Here is a 15,360-nt window from a genome sequence, read left to right on the forward strand (position 1 = left end):
TTATTCGATCCGGTCGAGAAAGGCTCGGACCTCGCGATTGAAGAGGTCCGGTTGCTGCAGCGGCGCGAAATGGCTGACATCTGGCATGAGCACGAATTCCGCATCCGGGATCGTCCTTGTCAGATAGTCGGCATGCTCGGGCTTGATGAATTCGTCATGCTCGCCGAGCACGATGGAAACTGGAACTTTGATGCCAACCAACTGCTCCGCCGAGTAGTTGGGCTCCGTCGCCATCATCTTCGAGACATCGCCGACAAAGGCCTCGAACTGGTCGGGCGTTGCCGATAGGGCCTGATAGTCCTGCCTGTGGCGGCTGAAGCAGCGATCGATAACGGGCGTCATCTTGAATTCCTTGGTGCCGCCGGGGTCCATGTTGCAGGCGAAGAAGAAGACGCCGCAGACGCGCTCCGGATTCTGGTCGGCAAGGATCAGCGATGTGCAGGCGCCATCGCTCCAGCCAACGAAGGCAGCTTCCCGAATCCCGGCATGATCCATCACGGCCAGCACATCCGATGCCATGAGGTGATAAGTATAGGGACGGTCGTCACGCGTGCTGCGGCCATGTCCGCGGCTGTCGATCACCACGACCCGGTGGCCTGCCTCGACGAGATCGGGAACCTGATAGCCCCAGTTGCCACTATTGCCGAGCCCGCCATGCAGCAGGATGACGGCCGGGCCGGTGCCGTAGCTTGCATACCAGATGCGCGCGCCTTCATTCTCGACGAAACCCTCATCGTCCGCGGGCGGCAATGGTAGCGCCCCCTCGGCTTCGAATTTCACCAGCTCGTCATCCGTTGCAGTCATCGGCTCCTCCTCCAGCACTCTCTCTATAGACGACGAGATGCCCTGCATTTCGACAGCGTCAAATAAAAAAGCCCACCCGCATCACGGATGGGCTTCTGTAAGGGCGCGATCGCCAAACTTACTTGGCGAGCTTTGCCAGCGCGGCAACCAACCCCTGCGTCGAGGAATCGTGACCGGCAGCGCTTTCCTTGCCTTCGACGACGGGCAACAAGCCGGTCGCCAGCTCCTTGCCGAGCTCCACGCCCCACTGGTCGAAGGAGTTGATGCGGAAGAGCACGCCTTCGACGAAGACGCGGTGTTCATAGAGAGCGATCAGGCGGCCGAGTGCATAGGGCGTCAGCTTGTCATAGACGAAGGTGATCGACGGGCGGTTGCCGTTGAAGACGCGGTGCGGGGCGATGAAATCGGCCTTCTTGTCTTCCATGCCCTTGTCGGTCAGCTGCTTCTTGGCTTCCGCGAAGGTGCGGCCCTTCATGAGGGCTTCCGACTGGGCGAGAACATTCGACATCAGGAGCTGATGCTGGTGGCGCAGTTCCGGTTCGAAACCGTTGGCCGCGATCATGAATTCGGCCGGGATGATGCTCGTGCCCTGGTGGATGAGCTGGTAGAAGGCGTGCTGGCCGTTGGTGCCGGGCTCGCCCCAGACGACGGGGCCGGAATTGCCTTCGATCGGCGTGCCGTCGATGGTCACACCCTTGCCGTTCGATTCCATGTCGAGTTGCTGCAGATAGGCCGGGAAGCGCGACAGGCGCTGATCGTAGGGAAGGACGGCGCGCGTCGGATAACCCAGGACATTGCGATGGTAGAAGCCGATGAGGCCGAGCAGCATCGGCAGGTTTTCCTTGATCGGCGCCTTGCGGAAGTGGTTGTCGACGGCATGGGCGCCATCGAGGAACTTGCCGAAATTCTCCGGACCGACGGCAATCATCAGCGGCAGGCCGATCGCCGACCAGATCGAGTAGCGGCCGCCGACCCAGTCCCAGAAGCCGAAGACGCGTTCGCTTTCGATGCCGAAGGCCGAGACCTTGTCGAGCGCCGTCGAAACGGCGGCAAAGTGGTGCTGAACAGCAGCTTCGCCAAGTGCGCTGGCGATGAACTTGCGCGCCGTCTGGGCGTTGGTCATCGTCTCGACGGTGGTGAAGGTCTTGGAGGCGACGATGAAGAGCGTCGTTTCCGGCTGCACCAGCTTCAGGATATCGGCAATATGGGCGCCGTCGATATTGGAGACGAAATGGGCACGCGGGCCGTCATGGAAGGGGGCAAGCGCCAGCGTCGCCATGACCGGGCCGAGGTCCGAACCGCCGATGCCGATATTGATGACATCGGTGATCTTCTTGCCGGTCGCGCCCTTCAGCGCGCCGGAGCGCACGCCGTCGGCGAACTTGCCCATGGCGGCGAGAACAGCATTGACGTCAGGCATGACGTCCTTGCCATCGACCAGCACGGGCGTGTTGGAGCGGTTGCGCAGCGCCGTGTGCAGAACCGCGCGGTTTTCGGTGAAGTTGATCGCCTTGCCGGAGAACATCTCCTCGCGCTTCTTTTCGACACCGCCTTCTTCGGCGAGCTTCACCAGAAGCTTGAGGATCTCGTCGTTGACGGCCGTCTTGGAAAAATCCATCAGCAGGTCGCCAAGCGATACGGAAAAGCGCGAAAAGCGCTGCGGATCGGCCGCGAATGCGGCGCGCAGGTCGGTGGCCTTGGTGGCTGCCGCGGTGCTCTTCAATTGTTCGACGATGGCATTCATGGAAGGCTCCTTTGGAGGCGGAGAGGGCTGCGGAAACTATTCCCTTTCTCCTGGTCAAATCAAGTTCAGCCATCTGTCGAAATATGAAAAAAGCCACCCGCGACAAGCGGATGGCTCGCAATTTCACGGGACGGTCAAATTCAGCCGCGCAGGTCCTTGCGCAAAATCTTGCCGACGGGCGTCTTCGGCAGCTCGGTGCGGAATTCGATGAAACGCGGTCGCTTGTAGTTGGTGAGATTGGCGGCGCAATGCGCCTTCACATCGGCCTCTGTCAGCCCAGGGTCCTTGCGTACAATGAAGAGCTTCACCGCCTCGCCGGAATGCACGTCCGGCACGCCGATGGCCGCCGCCTCCAGGATGCCGGGATGCATGGCCGCCACTTCCTCGATCTCGTTCGGATAGACGTTGAAGCCGGAGACGAGGATCATGTCCTTCTTGCGGTCGACGATCTTGGTATAGCCGCGCCCGTCCATGAAGCCCATGTCGCCGGTCCGGAAATAGCCGTCCGGCGTCATCACCTTCGCCGTTTCCTCCGGCTTGTTCCAATAGCCGGCCATGACCTGCGGCCCGCGGATGCAGATCTCGCCGATCTCGCCGAGCGACAGCGAATTGCCTTCTTCGTCTCTGATATCGAGCTCCGTCGAAGGAATGGGAAGGCCGATCGATCCTGTGAATTCTGGGGAATCGAAACGGTTGGCCGTCGCGACAGGCGATGTCTCGGACAGCCCGTAACCTTCCGTAATGTGCGAGCCGGTCACCTTCAGCCAGCGCTCCGCGACCGGTCTTTGCACTGCCATACCGCCGCCGAGCGACATGACGAGCGAGGAAAAATCGAGCTTGGCGAAGTCGGCATTGTTGAGCAGCGCGTTGAACAGCGTGTTGAGGCCTGGAAAAATATGGATGTTCGACTTCTGGAATTCCTTGACCAGCCCCGGAATGTCGCGTGGATTGGCGATCAGCACATTATGGGCGCCGAGCGACATGCCCATCAGCGAATTCACCGTCAGTGCGAAGATGTGATAGAGCGGCAGCGCGCAGAGGAAGTTCAGCACATCAGGCTGCCTCTTCTTGTCGAAGGCGGATTTCAGCCAGAGTTGCAGCTGCAGCTTGTTGGCGAGCAGGTTCTGATGCGTCAGCACAGCGCCCTTCGCAATGCCTGTCGTCCCACCCGTATATTGCAGGAAGGCGATGTCGCTGCCGGTGAGTGCGACGGGAGCAAGGGTCCTGTGCGCGCCTTCGGCCAGGACCTGCCTGAAACTCTTGTGTTGCGGGATGGACCAGGAGGGAACGAGCTTCTTTACCCGGCGAACGACGAAATTGACGATATGCCCCCTGGCCCCGAGCATTTCGCCGAGAGAGGTGACGACGACATGGCGCAGGTCCGTCTTGTTGATGACCTGTTCGACGGTGCGCGCGAAATTTTCCAGAACGAAGATTGCCTTGGCGCCGGAATCGTTGAGCTGGTGCTCAAGCTCGCGCGGCGTATAGAGCGGGTTGACGTTCACCACGACGAGCCCGGCGCGCAGGATGCCATAGACCGCGACGGGGTTCTGTAGCACATTCGGCATCATCACGGCGACACGATCGCCCTTTTGCAGACCCGCACTTTGCAGCCAGGCAGCCACCTTGCGGGTCTGGGCCTCGAGTTCGCGATAGGTCATCGTTTTGCCCATGCTGGAAAAAGCCTTGCGATCGGCAAAGCGGGCACAGTTTTTTTCCAGGAGGTCGGGAAGCGATGTGAATTCCAGTGGGGGAATCTCGGCCGGAACGATGTCCGGATAGGTGGCAAGCCATGGTTTTTCCGGTTTCGCACCGCTTGGGTGGACGGAAATGCTGTTCATTTTCTCTCTCCCATTCGGCCGCCGAAACCGGATTTGCGCCGGGATCGATCGGAAGATTCCTCCATCCTCCGTCAAGGCAGCTTATGCCATTGCTTGAACGGTTCAAGCAACTTGAGGCTACAATAACCTTGACGTAAACGTCAATATCGCAGCCGGTTCCTGCGAACGTCATGCGGCCGGGAACTTTGAAGCACAGGGTACGTTGTGTCGGTGTGGATAAACCACGAGGAACGACAAAGGAGGTGCACAATGCTCAATCAGGATACCGACGCCACTCGCCGCGACCCGAATGTCAAGGATACGCCGACGCTGATCGCCAGTGACCGCGTTGAAGGCACCCGCGTCTATGGCGCCGATGGCAAACATATCGGCTCCATCGAACGTCTCATCCTCGGGAAGCAGGATGGCCGCGTTGCCTACGCCGTCCTGAGCTTTGGCGGCTTCCTCGGCATCGGCCACGACCACTATCCGCTGCCCTGGGCAAAGCTGAGCTATGATACCCAGCTGGACGGCTACCGCATTGATCTCACCAAGGAGCAGATCGAAGGCGCGCCGAGCTACGCGGATGATGACGACACCTGGTACAACGATAATGGCCGCCGCGTGTATGATTATTACGGCGTGCCGCCCTACTGGATGTAACGTCGCCCGCGCAGATGAGCCGGCAGAGGCCCCGCGAGAGCGGGGCCTTTCAGTTTTTGTTCACAAGGTCATTGGCGGTCCGAAGCACCGTTCCAACGACGATTTGTTCGGCTGACCAGGACTTCTCGGTCGTTAAACGGAAGACGTGGCTTTCACCGGGCAGCAGCGTCACCAGCATCGAGTCGACCACAGCCGAGGGGTCGAGCCGGTCCGCCATCAGGCAGAGATCCTTCAGGAAATTCCGCGCCGTCACCGTGACATCGTAGCCGCCGGCCGATTTTGCCAGCGATATGCTGAGATCAGGTGCCGGAAGCTTCAGATCGATATCCTCGACGAAATAGTGGAAGGCGCGCTTGTCCAGCATCTGGACGACGATGACTTCCTCATCCGCTGTGCCGGCTTTTGCGATATCCGCAGGCAGAGGAAATTCCTTCGCTTCGAACCGGTCGCAGAGCAGCCGCCAGAATTCGAACTCCGCCAGGACGGTACCATCGAGCCGCATGCGATTGCCGCTGATCTTCGAACGCCAGAACAAGGTTTGCTCGTTGACGGCCACTGCCGAAAGGCCTTCGCCGCGTGGCTGGATCGTGAGCAGGCGAGGGTGGAATGCCTGCTGCATCGCATACCAGAGCGGCTTGCGCCGGCCGGCGGAATCGAGTGCCGCCCAGGACGTCACCGGCCAGCAATCGTTGAATTGCCAGACGACCGCGCCCTTGCAGATGTCGCGATGCGAGCGCATGTGCTCGACGGCGAAGCGAATGGCGCGGGCCTGATTGAGCTGAGTGGCAAAATGCCAGTCATCCATCGTCTGCGGTACGGGCAGATGCCCGGCAAGCCCCTTGATCAGCTTGTCATTGCCCTGCGTCGCCTTCTGATGATGGAAGACGCCGCGCGATTCCGGCGTCAGCGGGTTGTCATGCACGCTCTCCTGCAGCGTCGCCCAGTTCGGCGGGGCCTGCCAGCCGAATTCCGAGCAGAAGCGCGGGATGTAATTGCGGTAGACCTCGTAACCGACGTCGTTCCACACGTCCCAGATATGCTTGCAGCCATGCCGGTCGTCATTCGGCTCGATATCCATGGAGCCCGAATAGGGGCTGCCGGGATAGTAGGGCCGGTCAGGATCGAGTTCCGCGCAGAGCTTTGGCAGGACATCGAGATAATAGCCGAGCCCCCAGCTGACACCGTCCTTGATGATCGGCCGCCAGCCCCACTCGTCAAAACCCCAGATATTCTCGTTATTGCCGTTCCAGATGATGAGCGAAGCATGCGGCATCAGCCGCACGACATTGTCGCGAACCTCGGCAATCACCTCGCTGCGCAACGGCTCTTCCTCCGGATAAGAGGCGCAGGCAAAGAGGAAATCCTGCCAGACGAGCATGCCGGCCCGGTCGCAGGCCTCGTAGAACTCGTCCCGCTCGAAGATGCCGCCGCCCCAGACGCGCAGCAGATTGATATTGGCGGCCTTCGCCTCGTCGATCCGCGCCGCATAGCGCTCCGCCGTCACGCGGGACGGGAAACAATCGTCCGGAATCCAGTTGGCGCCGCAGGCAAAGATCGGCACGTCGTTGATGATGAAGGTGAAGGCAGAGCCATGTGCGTCCGGTGAAGTATCGAGCCGCAGCGAGCGGAAGCCGATCTGCTTGTAATAGCTGTCGAGGATATCGCCGCTCTCGTCCTCCAGCCGGATCTCCAGCGGATAGAGTGGCTGCGCGCCGAGATGGTGCGGCCACCATAGCTGCGGCGAGGGCACGCGCACCTCGAGCGAAACCTCATCCGCATCTGCGTCGATCGTGACCGTCTGCGTCACGCCGCCGATCTCGGCCGTCAGCTTCGCCGGTCCGGTCTCGCCATGTCTTGCCAGCCGCGCATGAACCTTGATCAGCCCATCGCCGCCGGCAAGCGTTGCCGAGACGCGGGTTTCGCCAAGCCGCACCCGATCCCAGCTCTCCAGCCGCACCGGCTTCCAGAGGCCAGCCGTCACAAGCGTCGGGCCCCAGTCCCAGCCGAAATTGCAGGCCATCTTGCGCATCAGGTTGCCCGGCCCCGGATAGTTGTTTGGGCGGTAGCCGTAGTGCTTCTCCATTTCCGCACCGTAGGCATAGGCGGAATGGAAGGTGACGCTGAGTTCGTTCGTGCCCGACCGCAGGAGAGACGAAACGTCGAAGCGATAGGTGCGGTGCATGTTGAAGGTGCGGCCGATCTCCTCGCCGTTCAGTCGGATCGTCGCGATCGTATCGATGCCGTCGAAGACCAGTTCCTGCATCTTGATGGCATCGGCCGCGGCTTCGAAATTGAGCCGGTAGACCCATTCCGTCTTGCCGATCCAGTCATTGGTGATCTCGTTGATATCGAGATAGGGATCGGGGATAAGCCGGTTTGTCAGCAGGTCGAGATGCACGCAGCCAGGCACCGTTGCCGGAATGGACGCCGGCAGACTGGTTCTTCCTGTATCGTTACAGGAAAGCGTCCAGCCGTTATGAAGGTCTCTCCTCCCAATCATGTCAGCCTCTTGTATTTTATTGAAAACGACCGTGGCGCTGAAGCACTTCGATCTTGTAGCCGTCGGGATCGGCGATGAAGAAGAACAGCCCGAAGAGCTTGCCGTCGCGGTTGAGTTCCACGAGCTTGCCGGGATTGAGGCCGAGATCGGTCAGCCGCTTGTGCTCGACCTCCACTTCCTGAACGGAGACGGCGAGATGGCCGTAGGCATCGCCGAGATTGTAGGGCTCGATACGGCCCTTGTTGACCGTCAGTTCCAGCTCGAAACCGCTCTCGTCATTGCTCATGTAGATCAGCGTGAAAGTCTCGAAATCGACACGGTCGGCAATCTTGAGCCCGAAGACCTTGCTGTAGAATTCGACCGAGCGCGCCTCGTCCAGAACGCGGATCATGGAATGGATCATCTTGGCCAAGGCGGTCTCCCAATCGCTGATATCCAGAGCAATTCCAGCAGAAGCGTGCAGCGGTTATGCGTTCGGAATTGCGTAAAAACGAGCAGATAGAGCACTTTCGTGATTCGAAGAAAACGAACGTGCCCTAGGCAGCCTTGGTAGCCGTCCTCTCAAGCCGGACGCAAGCCCATTCTGCGCGTGATCGCCCCTTCGAGCATGCCGACGACATCATAGATCAGCACCGCCATCAGGCCGACGATCAGACCGCCCTGCAGAATGAAGGCGGTATTGTCGGAAATCAGACCGGCAATGATCACTTCGCCGAGACCCTTTGCCGCAACCGTCGAGCCGATCGTCGCCGTGCCGATATTGATGACGGTTGCGACCTTCAGCCCCTCGAGGATCAGCGGAAGGGCGAGGGGCAGCTCGACCTGGAAGAGGCGCTGCGTCCCGTTCATGCCCATTCCGTCTGCTGCATCCAGTACCTGCGGTGACACTTGCTTGAGGCCTGCGACCGTATTTTCGAAGATCGGCAGCAGGCCGTAGAGAAAGAGTGCGATCAGCGTCGGCGCAGCACCGAAGCCGGTAGCGGGAACGGCAAGCGCCAGCACCGCGACAGGCGGAAAGGTCTGGCCGGCATTGGCGATGGCGCGTGACAAAGGCAAGAAGTCGGCGCCGCTTGGCCGGGTAACGAAAATACCGCCGAGAACGGCAAGCACCGCGCTGCCGATAATCGAAACGAAGACCAGCTCCAGATGGCCGAGCGCCAGTGAAGCGAGGCTGTTCTGCATATAGACCGGCGGCGCATTGTTGTTGGTCAGCGGCACCAGCATGAAGGAGAGCCACTCCGTCCTGAAGATCAGGATGAGCAGGATCACCAGCGCCAGCGCGCGAAACAGATTGGCGAGGAGAAACTTCATGCCTTGCGGCCCAGTTCGATGAGCCGCTCCATCGAAATCGAACCGACAGCCGTCTTGTCGGCATTCTGCACGGCTGCCTCATCCACGCCCTGCCAGATCATCTCGGCCAGCGCATCGCGAAGGCTGAGCGACTGCGCCAGCGAATAGGGCAGGCCCGGCTTGGCTGGCTCCATACTGTCCTTCAGCGGTGTCAGCGACATCAGCTTCAGCGCCCGGTCGGATGTGCCGGTCAATTGCTGCACGAAGGGGTCTGCAGGCTCTGTCAGGATCTTCTCCGGCGTCGAGCACTGCAGGAGTTTGCCGCCGCTCATCACGGCGATCTGGTTGCCGAGATGGAAGGCCTCGTCCATGTCATGGGTGACGAGCACGACCGTCGTGCCGAACTGCTTCTGGATCGCCAGCAGATCGTCCTGCGCCTTGCCGCGAATGACGGGATCGAGCGCGCCGAAGGGCTCGTCCATCAGCAGCAGTTCCGGTTCGGCCGCGAGCGCCCGGGCAACGCCGACGCGCTGCTGCTGACCGCCAGACAGCTGATGCGGATATTTCTCCGCGAAGGCTGCCGGATCGAGATTGAAGAGGCCGAGCAGTTCCCTCACGCGTTTGTCGGTCCGGGTTGCGTCCCAGCCGAGCAGTTGCGGCACGGTCGCGATATTCTGCGCCACCGTCCGGTGCGGAAAGAGGCCGTGTCCCTGGATCGCATAGCCGATCTTGCGGCGAAGCTCTGTCGCCGGCACGTCCATGATATTCTGCCCATTGACCAGAATCTCACCTTCGGTGATCGGCACCAGCCGGTTGATCATCCGCATCAGCGTCGATTTGCCGGAGCCCGATGTGCCGACGATGACGGTGATCGAGCCCTTCTCGACGCTCATGGAGACATCATCGACGACGGTGGCCGCGCCGTAGCGCTTCGTGACGTTCCTGATCTCGATCTTGCTCATGCAGCTGGCCCCTGGATGCTTTCGATGACCGCATCGAGGATGACGGCCGAGGAGAAGGCGAAGAAAACGGTCGGCACGGCGCCGAGCAGAACGAGGTCCATGGCCGTCTGGCCAAGCCCCTGGAAGATGAAGATGCCGAAGCCGCCACCGCCGATCAGGGCGGCGATCGTCACCATGCCGATTGCCTGCACCAGCACGATACGGATACCGGTGAGGATGACGGGGAAGGCAAGCGGCAGGTCGATGCCGGTGAGGATCTGCCGGCGCGTCAGCCCCATGCCGGCCGCCGCATCGCGCACCGAGGGGTCGACGCCTTCAAGGCCGACGACCGTATTGGCGACGATCGGCAGCAGCGAATAGAGCACGAGCGCGATCAGCGCCGGCGCCGTGCCGATACCGCGAATGCCGATTTCGGCCGCGAGCGGCACATGCGTCGCGAGATAGCCGAGCGGCAGCATCAATATGCCGAATAGCGCAAGGCTTGGAATGGTCTGGATCAGACTTAGCGTCTGCAGCACGATGGCGCGCAGCTTGGGCACCCAGAAACAGAGGATGCCGAGCGGCAGTCCAAGCACGATCGCCACCGCAAGCGATCCGAAGGCCAGAAGCAGATGGGAATAGGCCTCCGTCCAGAACTGCGCCGAGCGCGTGGAGAATTCCCGGAGGATCGACAGGCTATCGAGCAGGCCGGAGGAGAGGCAGAGGCCGAGAAGCGCCGTATAGGCGGCAAGCACAGCGACACGCGTCCAGGGCGTCAGCCGGATCTTCACTAGCGCGTCGGAGATGATGAGGCCGATCACCCCGAAGAGCACCCAGAAACTGCCACCTGGCGTCATGCGCGCCACCGTACTGCCGGGCGGGGTGGCAGCCGTTGCGGTGAGACCAATGGCGGCGATCAGCGCCGCAAGGCAGAGCGTGCCGAGGGCGAGCCGGATGAAAGCATTGCGCAGGAAGAGAGTTGCCAATGCTGTGGCAACCAGCAGCACCAGCAGGATGACGACGGAAGGTTGCGGAAGAAGTTGCGTCAAGAGCATCGGCTTGCCGGCGGCGATACGGTTTGCCTTCACATAGATGAAGGGCAGAAGCGCCGTTGCCAGAATGCCGCCTGCCACGAGTACCACGCCGAGCCGGTCCAGTTTGCGGACCGCTAAGGTTTCTTCCATCGATCCTGTCCTGTGGGAGAATGCCCCGCCCTGAACGGGCGGGGCGCATCAGCCAATTATTTCAGGAAGCCTTTTTCCTTGAGATAGGCTTCGGCAACGGACTTCGCCGGTTCGCCATCGACCTGGATCTTGGCATTGAGCTTGCGCAACTCGTCTGCCGTCAGGCTCTGGAAGATCGGAGCAAGAATTTCCTGGATCTTCGGGTTTGCCTGCAGCACGGCCTCACGGATGATCGGGGTCGGTGCGTAGACCTGCTGCACGCTCTTGTCGTCTTCGAGAACCGTCAGCTCGGCGGCCTGGATTGCACCATCCGTACCGTAGACCATGGCGGTGTTGACGCCGTTGGTCTGGTCGGCCGCAGCCTTGATCGTCGCGGCCGTATCGCCGCCCGAAAGCACGACTTCCTGATCCGGCTTCAGCGTGAAGCCATAGGTGGTCTGAAAGGCGGGCAGGGCGCCGGCGGAGTTGACGAACTCGGCCGAAGCCGCAAGCTTGGCGGCCCCGCCGCCCGAAACCCACTTGCCGAAATCGGACATGCTCTTGAGGTTGTTCGGGCCGGCAACATCGTTGCGCACGGCAAGCGCCCAGGTGTTGTTGGCCGGCGAAGGCGTCAGCCAGACGATCTTGTTGGCGTCGTAGTCGAGCTTCTTGGCTTCCTGGTAACCCTGCTCGAGGTTCTTCCAGGCTGCGTCATCGGCCTTGTTGAAGAAGAAGCCGGCATTGCCGGTATATTCCGGGTAGATGTCGATTTCGCCAGCAGTGATCGCCTTGCGCACGACGGGCGTCGCGCCGAGCGCGATGCGGTCCTGCGTTTTGATTCCGTTGGCTTCCAGCGCGAGCGCGATGACGTTGCCGAGCAGCGTGCCTTCGGTGTCGATCTTCGATGAAACCACGACGTCTGCGGCGTGGGCCGCGCCGGCCGCAAAGGCGGCAAGCGAAACGGCAAGTGCGAATTTCTTCAGCATGATTATCCCCTTGGTTGAACACCGTTAAACGTCGCGAAAGCCCCGGACGCGAAGCCTGCGCGCATAAAACCAGCCGGCATGGTCAGCCATCAGACCATCATGCCGGAAATACGTGCGTCATGGAAATAGTGTGCATGCCCGAAAAATCGATGCCCGAAAATCGAAGCAGCCCCCTCCAGTATTCGCTCTCGCGGCGCGATTATGGCGGCGAATGCAGACCGTTGCGCGGAATTGCATTCCCTTTTCCAAGGCCGGCGCGATTTGTTTTTGTCCCCTTACGTGTTTCCACGATGTTCCGGTGCTTTTGATCGGTTCTTTCGCCGCCCGGATTTCTATGGGATGAACGATAGCCTGCACCTTCGCGAGCAGGGATATCTTTTTTCACGAACACGTCATATCCTCCGCCTTTTCAGTGGTTTCCGGAGAAAGCCTTGCATCTTGGCGCCCTCTTCATCGCAAGTCACGTTCTCTCTTCCGGCTCCATGCGCGAGACGGCGCGCCGCTTCAACGTCTCCGTCTCGACCGTGTCGGCAGCGATCGACAATCTGGAGACGGAGCTTGCCTTGAAGCTCGCCGAGCGTTCCTCGGGCGAACTGGTCATTCTGCTTGCCGGAGGCAGAGTTCTGGAGGGATTGGCGCCGATCCTTGCTGCAACAGGGCAGCTTGGAGACCGGCTCGGTCATCGTGAACCGGAAGCTTACGGACAATGGGCCGCCCGCATCCCCGTCAAGCTCGTCACCATGGAGCGTTATCTGGAGGTTGCCGATCAAGGCAGCATCAACAGGGCAGCACGCCGCCTTCGTCTTGGTCAGCCGCAGCTTTCCTTGCAGATTGCCAATCTTGAGAAATTCTTCGGAGACCGACTCTTCGAACGTCAGGCACAAGGCTCTGCGCTGACGGAGGAGGGCCGCTTTGCTTATGCGGTCTTTTCGACCATCAGCCTCGCCTGGAACGAATTGAAATCCGCTGCGGACGAACGCTACCAGCGCACCGCCCGCTCGCTGCGCATAGGCGCCATCATCCCTACGGGCTCGGAAAGCTGGGTCGCACGTTGCCTTGGCAGCCTCGTCGCCGAGTGGAATACCGGCCGCAACAAGAATGCCTTATCGCTGGTCTCGATGACCGCGGACGATCTTCGCGAGGCGCTGAAATCCGGACGCATCGATGTCGCGATCCTCGATTCCGTCTTCGGCCTGGAAAGCTTCCGCCATCGCGAATTGTTGCGCACCGATATGGTGGCGATCGCCCCGCTAGACAGCACGGAAACAACCGCGGTCGAGCTTGTCGCCAGTCATCCGATCTGCACGCCGAGCCCGCGCACCGGCATCGGCCATGCCGCCATGACCTTCGGCTATGACCGTACCCTGCATCGCCGCCTCCGCGACCGGGATATCACCGCGGCGGATTCGCTGCCTGTCATCGTCGATCTCGTCGCCAATCACGGCTACGTCTCCTTCCTCGGCCGCGTCAGCGCCATGCCGATTGCCGACCGAGTGCGCATCGTCGAACTCGCCGAGCCGATGCCCATGTCCTACCACGTGGCCTTCAATCATCGGAAAGCGGCCGCTGACGCTTGCGACCTGCTGATCGCGACTGCTGCAAAAATCGTCCCAAGACCTGTCGCGAAAGATGCCGCCTTCGCATAAATAAGCTGCGGCGGAAGAAGAGGGATTCGGACGATGACGGTTTTGCTGGAAGTATGCGTCGATAGCGCTCAAGGCCTTTCGGCGGCGATCGAGGGTGGTGCCGGCCGCATCGAACTCTGCTCGGCGCTGGAACTTGGCGGGCTGACGCCGCTGCCGAGCCTGATGCGAATTGCCGCCGAAGCACCGATCCCGGTCTATGCGATGATCCGCCCTCACGCCGGTCCCTTCATCTTCGATGCCACGGATGAAAAGGCGATGCTGGCCGATATCGATGCCGTCAGGGCCGCCGGCCTCGCCGGCGTCGTCATCGGCGCCAACCGGTCGGACGGCACGCTCGACATGCAGCTCATTCATCGCTTGAAGGCGCATGCCGCCGGCCTCGGCTCGACCCTGCATCGCGCTTTCGATCTCGTGCCGGACCCGGATGTGGCACTGGAGCAGGCGGTCGAACTCGGTTGCGAGCGCATCCTCACTTCAGGCTGTGTGCCGAAGGCGCTCGATGGACTGGAAACGCTGAAGCGCATCTCCGCCAAGGCAGCCGGTCGCATCTCGATCATGCCGGGCAGCGGCGTGCGCCCGACCAATGCCGTCGAAATCCTGCGGGCGACGGGTGCTCACGAAATCCACGGTTCCTGCAGCTCACCCGTTGCCAGTGCCGATCCGCGCGCCGTCTCCTTCGGCTTCGATGTGCCGACCTCGAACCGGACCGATGTCGAAGTCGTCAGGCAGATGCGCGCCGCGATCGACACGCTTTAACCAGCGACCTTGATGACGGCCTTGATGAGACCGCTCTTCTCATGCGCCCAGCGGGCAAGATCGCGCGGCGCATCGGCAAGCGTCGTGCGATGCGTGATCAGCTTGTCGACCGGAACGAGGCCCTTGGCGATCGAATCCGCGACATGTTCGAAGTCGACGCGCGTTGCATTGCGGCTGCCGATGACCATCATCTCCCGCTTATGAAACTCCGGGTCGGAGAAGCGGATATCGTCTTTCACGACACTGACGAGCACCAGCGCGCCGCCATGGGCGACAAAGCTGAAGGCCTTCTCTATCGACGGCCCAAAGCCTGTCGCGTCGAAGACGACTTCAAAACCATCGCCGTCCGTCCTGGCTTTCACGGCATCTGCGGTCCCATCATTGGCGACGATGCCTGACGTGAAGCCGAAGCGCTCGGAGGCCATCTGCAGCCGTTCCGCACTCGTATCGAGCAATGTCACATCATGACCGGCAATACGCGAGAAGATTGCCGCACCAAGGCCGATCGGGCCTGCGCCGATAACGAGCGACCGGGAACCTGCTGCCGCCATGGAGCGGCGTACAGCATGCGCGCCGATTGCGAGGAATTCGACGGTCGCGGCAGCCTCCAGGCTGAGGCCCTTCGCGGCATAGAGATTGCCCGCAGGCACCACGATCTCCTCGCAGAAGGCGCCGTCGGTATGAACCCCGAGAACCTTGATATTGGTGCAGCAGTTCGGCTTGCCCTGCCGGCAGGCGACACAGCTACCGCAGGAAAGGTAAGGATTGACGATCACAGGTGTGCCCGTCGCCATCGCCACGCCGTCGCCTGCTTCGAGCACGGTCGCCGAGATCTCATGGCCCATGACGCGCGGATATTCGAGGAACGGGTGCTTGCCTTCGAAGATATGGTAATCCGTGCCGCAGATGCCGACATGGCTGACGGCAAGCCGTACCCAGCCGGGCGCTGGTTTTTCGGGGGAGGGGCGCTCGACGAGATCGAGGACGCCTGGTTCGCGGCAAAGGACTGCTTTCATGACTGTTCTCGCATTGCTGAAATGAAGAAAG

General features: G+C 61.1%; 14 protein-coding genes. 3 read left to right on the forward strand and 11 right to left on the reverse strand.

Annotation, left to right across the window (positions count from 1 at the left end; genetic code table 11):
- The 3 genes from FHX06_RS17430 to FHX06_RS17440 form a co-directional block, all read right to left on the reverse strand.
- Positions 1-804, reverse strand: coding sequence for an alpha/beta fold hydrolase (locus FHX06_RS17430; RefSeq protein WP_113211328.1), 804 nt, complete (start codon positions 802-804; stop codon positions 1-3).
- Between the two features lie 118 nt (positions 805-922).
- Positions 923-2,548, reverse strand: a complete 1,626-nt coding sequence (gene pgi / locus FHX06_RS17435) for a glucose-6-phosphate isomerase (protein WP_183880190.1) — start codon at positions 2,546-2,548, stop codon at positions 923-925.
- A 140-nt stretch (positions 2,549-2,688) separates the two neighbouring features.
- Positions 2,689-4,389: a long-chain fatty acid--CoA ligase gene (locus tag FHX06_RS17440; RefSeq protein WP_183880192.1), complete on the reverse strand. Its 1,701-nt coding sequence runs from the start codon at positions 4,387-4,389 to the stop codon at positions 2,689-2,691.
- Between the two features lie 249 nt (positions 4,390-4,638).
- Here FHX06_RS17440 and FHX06_RS17445 point away from each other — a divergent pair, with 249 nt between their 5' ends.
- Positions 4,639-5,031, forward strand: coding sequence for a PRC-barrel domain-containing protein (locus FHX06_RS17445; protein WP_112541753.1), 393 nt, complete (start codon positions 4,639-4,641; stop codon positions 5,029-5,031).
- A 49-nt stretch (positions 5,032-5,080) separates the two neighbouring features.
- Here FHX06_RS17445 and FHX06_RS17450 read toward each other — a convergent pair whose 3' ends face one another.
- From FHX06_RS17450 to FHX06_RS17480, 7 genes are all read right to left on the reverse strand, one after another.
- The gene (locus tag FHX06_RS17450; protein ID WP_183880193.1) at positions 5,081-7,531 is read right to left on the reverse strand and encodes a glycoside hydrolase family 2 protein; all 2,451 of its coding nucleotides are present in this window, start codon (positions 7,529-7,531) and stop codon (positions 5,081-5,083) included.
- Positions 7,532-7,547: 16 nt separating this feature from the next.
- Positions 7,548-7,943: a VOC family protein gene (locus tag FHX06_RS17455; RefSeq protein ID WP_112969954.1), complete on the reverse strand. Its 396-nt coding sequence runs from the start codon at positions 7,941-7,943 to the stop codon at positions 7,548-7,550.
- Positions 7,944-8,092: 149 nt separating this feature from the next.
- A complete protein-coding gene (locus FHX06_RS17460) occupies positions 8,093-8,842 on the reverse strand; it encodes an ABC transporter permease (RefSeq protein ID WP_112541750.1) in 750 nt (249 codons plus the stop codon).
- Complete coding sequence (locus tag FHX06_RS17465; protein ID WP_112969953.1) at positions 8,839-9,783, reverse strand: ABC transporter ATP-binding protein; 945 nt, start codon at positions 9,781-9,783, stop codon at positions 8,839-8,841. Before FHX06_RS17465 ends, FHX06_RS17460 begins: the two co-directional genes overlap by 4 nt.
- Positions 9,780-10,946: an ABC transporter permease gene (locus tag FHX06_RS17470; RefSeq protein WP_112969952.1), complete on the reverse strand. Its 1,167-nt coding sequence runs from the start codon at positions 10,944-10,946 to the stop codon at positions 9,780-9,782. The genes FHX06_RS17465 and FHX06_RS17470 overlap by 4 nt, the downstream gene beginning before the upstream one ends.
- 56 nt (positions 10,947-11,002) lie before the next feature.
- Positions 11,003-11,911 carry an ABC transporter substrate-binding protein gene (locus FHX06_RS17475; protein ID WP_113114674.1) on the reverse strand — a complete coding sequence of 303 codons (909 nt, stop codon included), beginning with the start codon at positions 11,909-11,911 and terminating at the stop codon, positions 11,003-11,005.
- Between the two features lie 199 nt (positions 11,912-12,110).
- The gene (locus FHX06_RS17480) at positions 12,111-12,296 is read right to left on the reverse strand and encodes an acetyltransferase (RefSeq protein WP_210300557.1); all 186 of its coding nucleotides are present in this window, start codon (positions 12,294-12,296) and stop codon (positions 12,111-12,113) included.
- 46 nt (positions 12,297-12,342) lie between these two features.
- Between FHX06_RS17480 and FHX06_RS17485 the strand changes: the two genes are divergently transcribed.
- Complete coding sequence (locus tag FHX06_RS17485) at positions 12,343-13,557, forward strand: LysR family transcriptional regulator (protein ID WP_113207024.1); 1,215 nt, start codon at positions 12,343-12,345, stop codon at positions 13,555-13,557.
- Positions 13,558-13,590: 33 nt separating this feature from the next.
- Positions 13,591-14,313, forward strand: a complete 723-nt coding sequence (locus tag FHX06_RS17490) for a copper homeostasis protein CutC (protein ID WP_183880195.1) — start codon at positions 13,591-13,593, stop codon at positions 14,311-14,313.
- Here the strand turns inward: FHX06_RS17490 and FHX06_RS17495 are convergent.
- Positions 14,310-15,329 (reverse strand): zinc-binding alcohol dehydrogenase family protein, encoded by a 1,020-nt coding sequence (locus tag FHX06_RS17495; RefSeq protein ID WP_183880197.1) that lies wholly within the window; start codon positions 15,327-15,329, stop codon positions 14,310-14,312. The genes FHX06_RS17490 and FHX06_RS17495 overlap by 4 nt on opposite strands.
- Positions 15,330-15,360: the final 31 nt, after the last annotated feature.

It is taken from the genome of Rhizobium sp. BK512, from assembly GCF_014194915.1.
Lineage (GTDB): Bacteria > Pseudomonadota > Alphaproteobacteria > Rhizobiales > Rhizobiaceae > Rhizobium.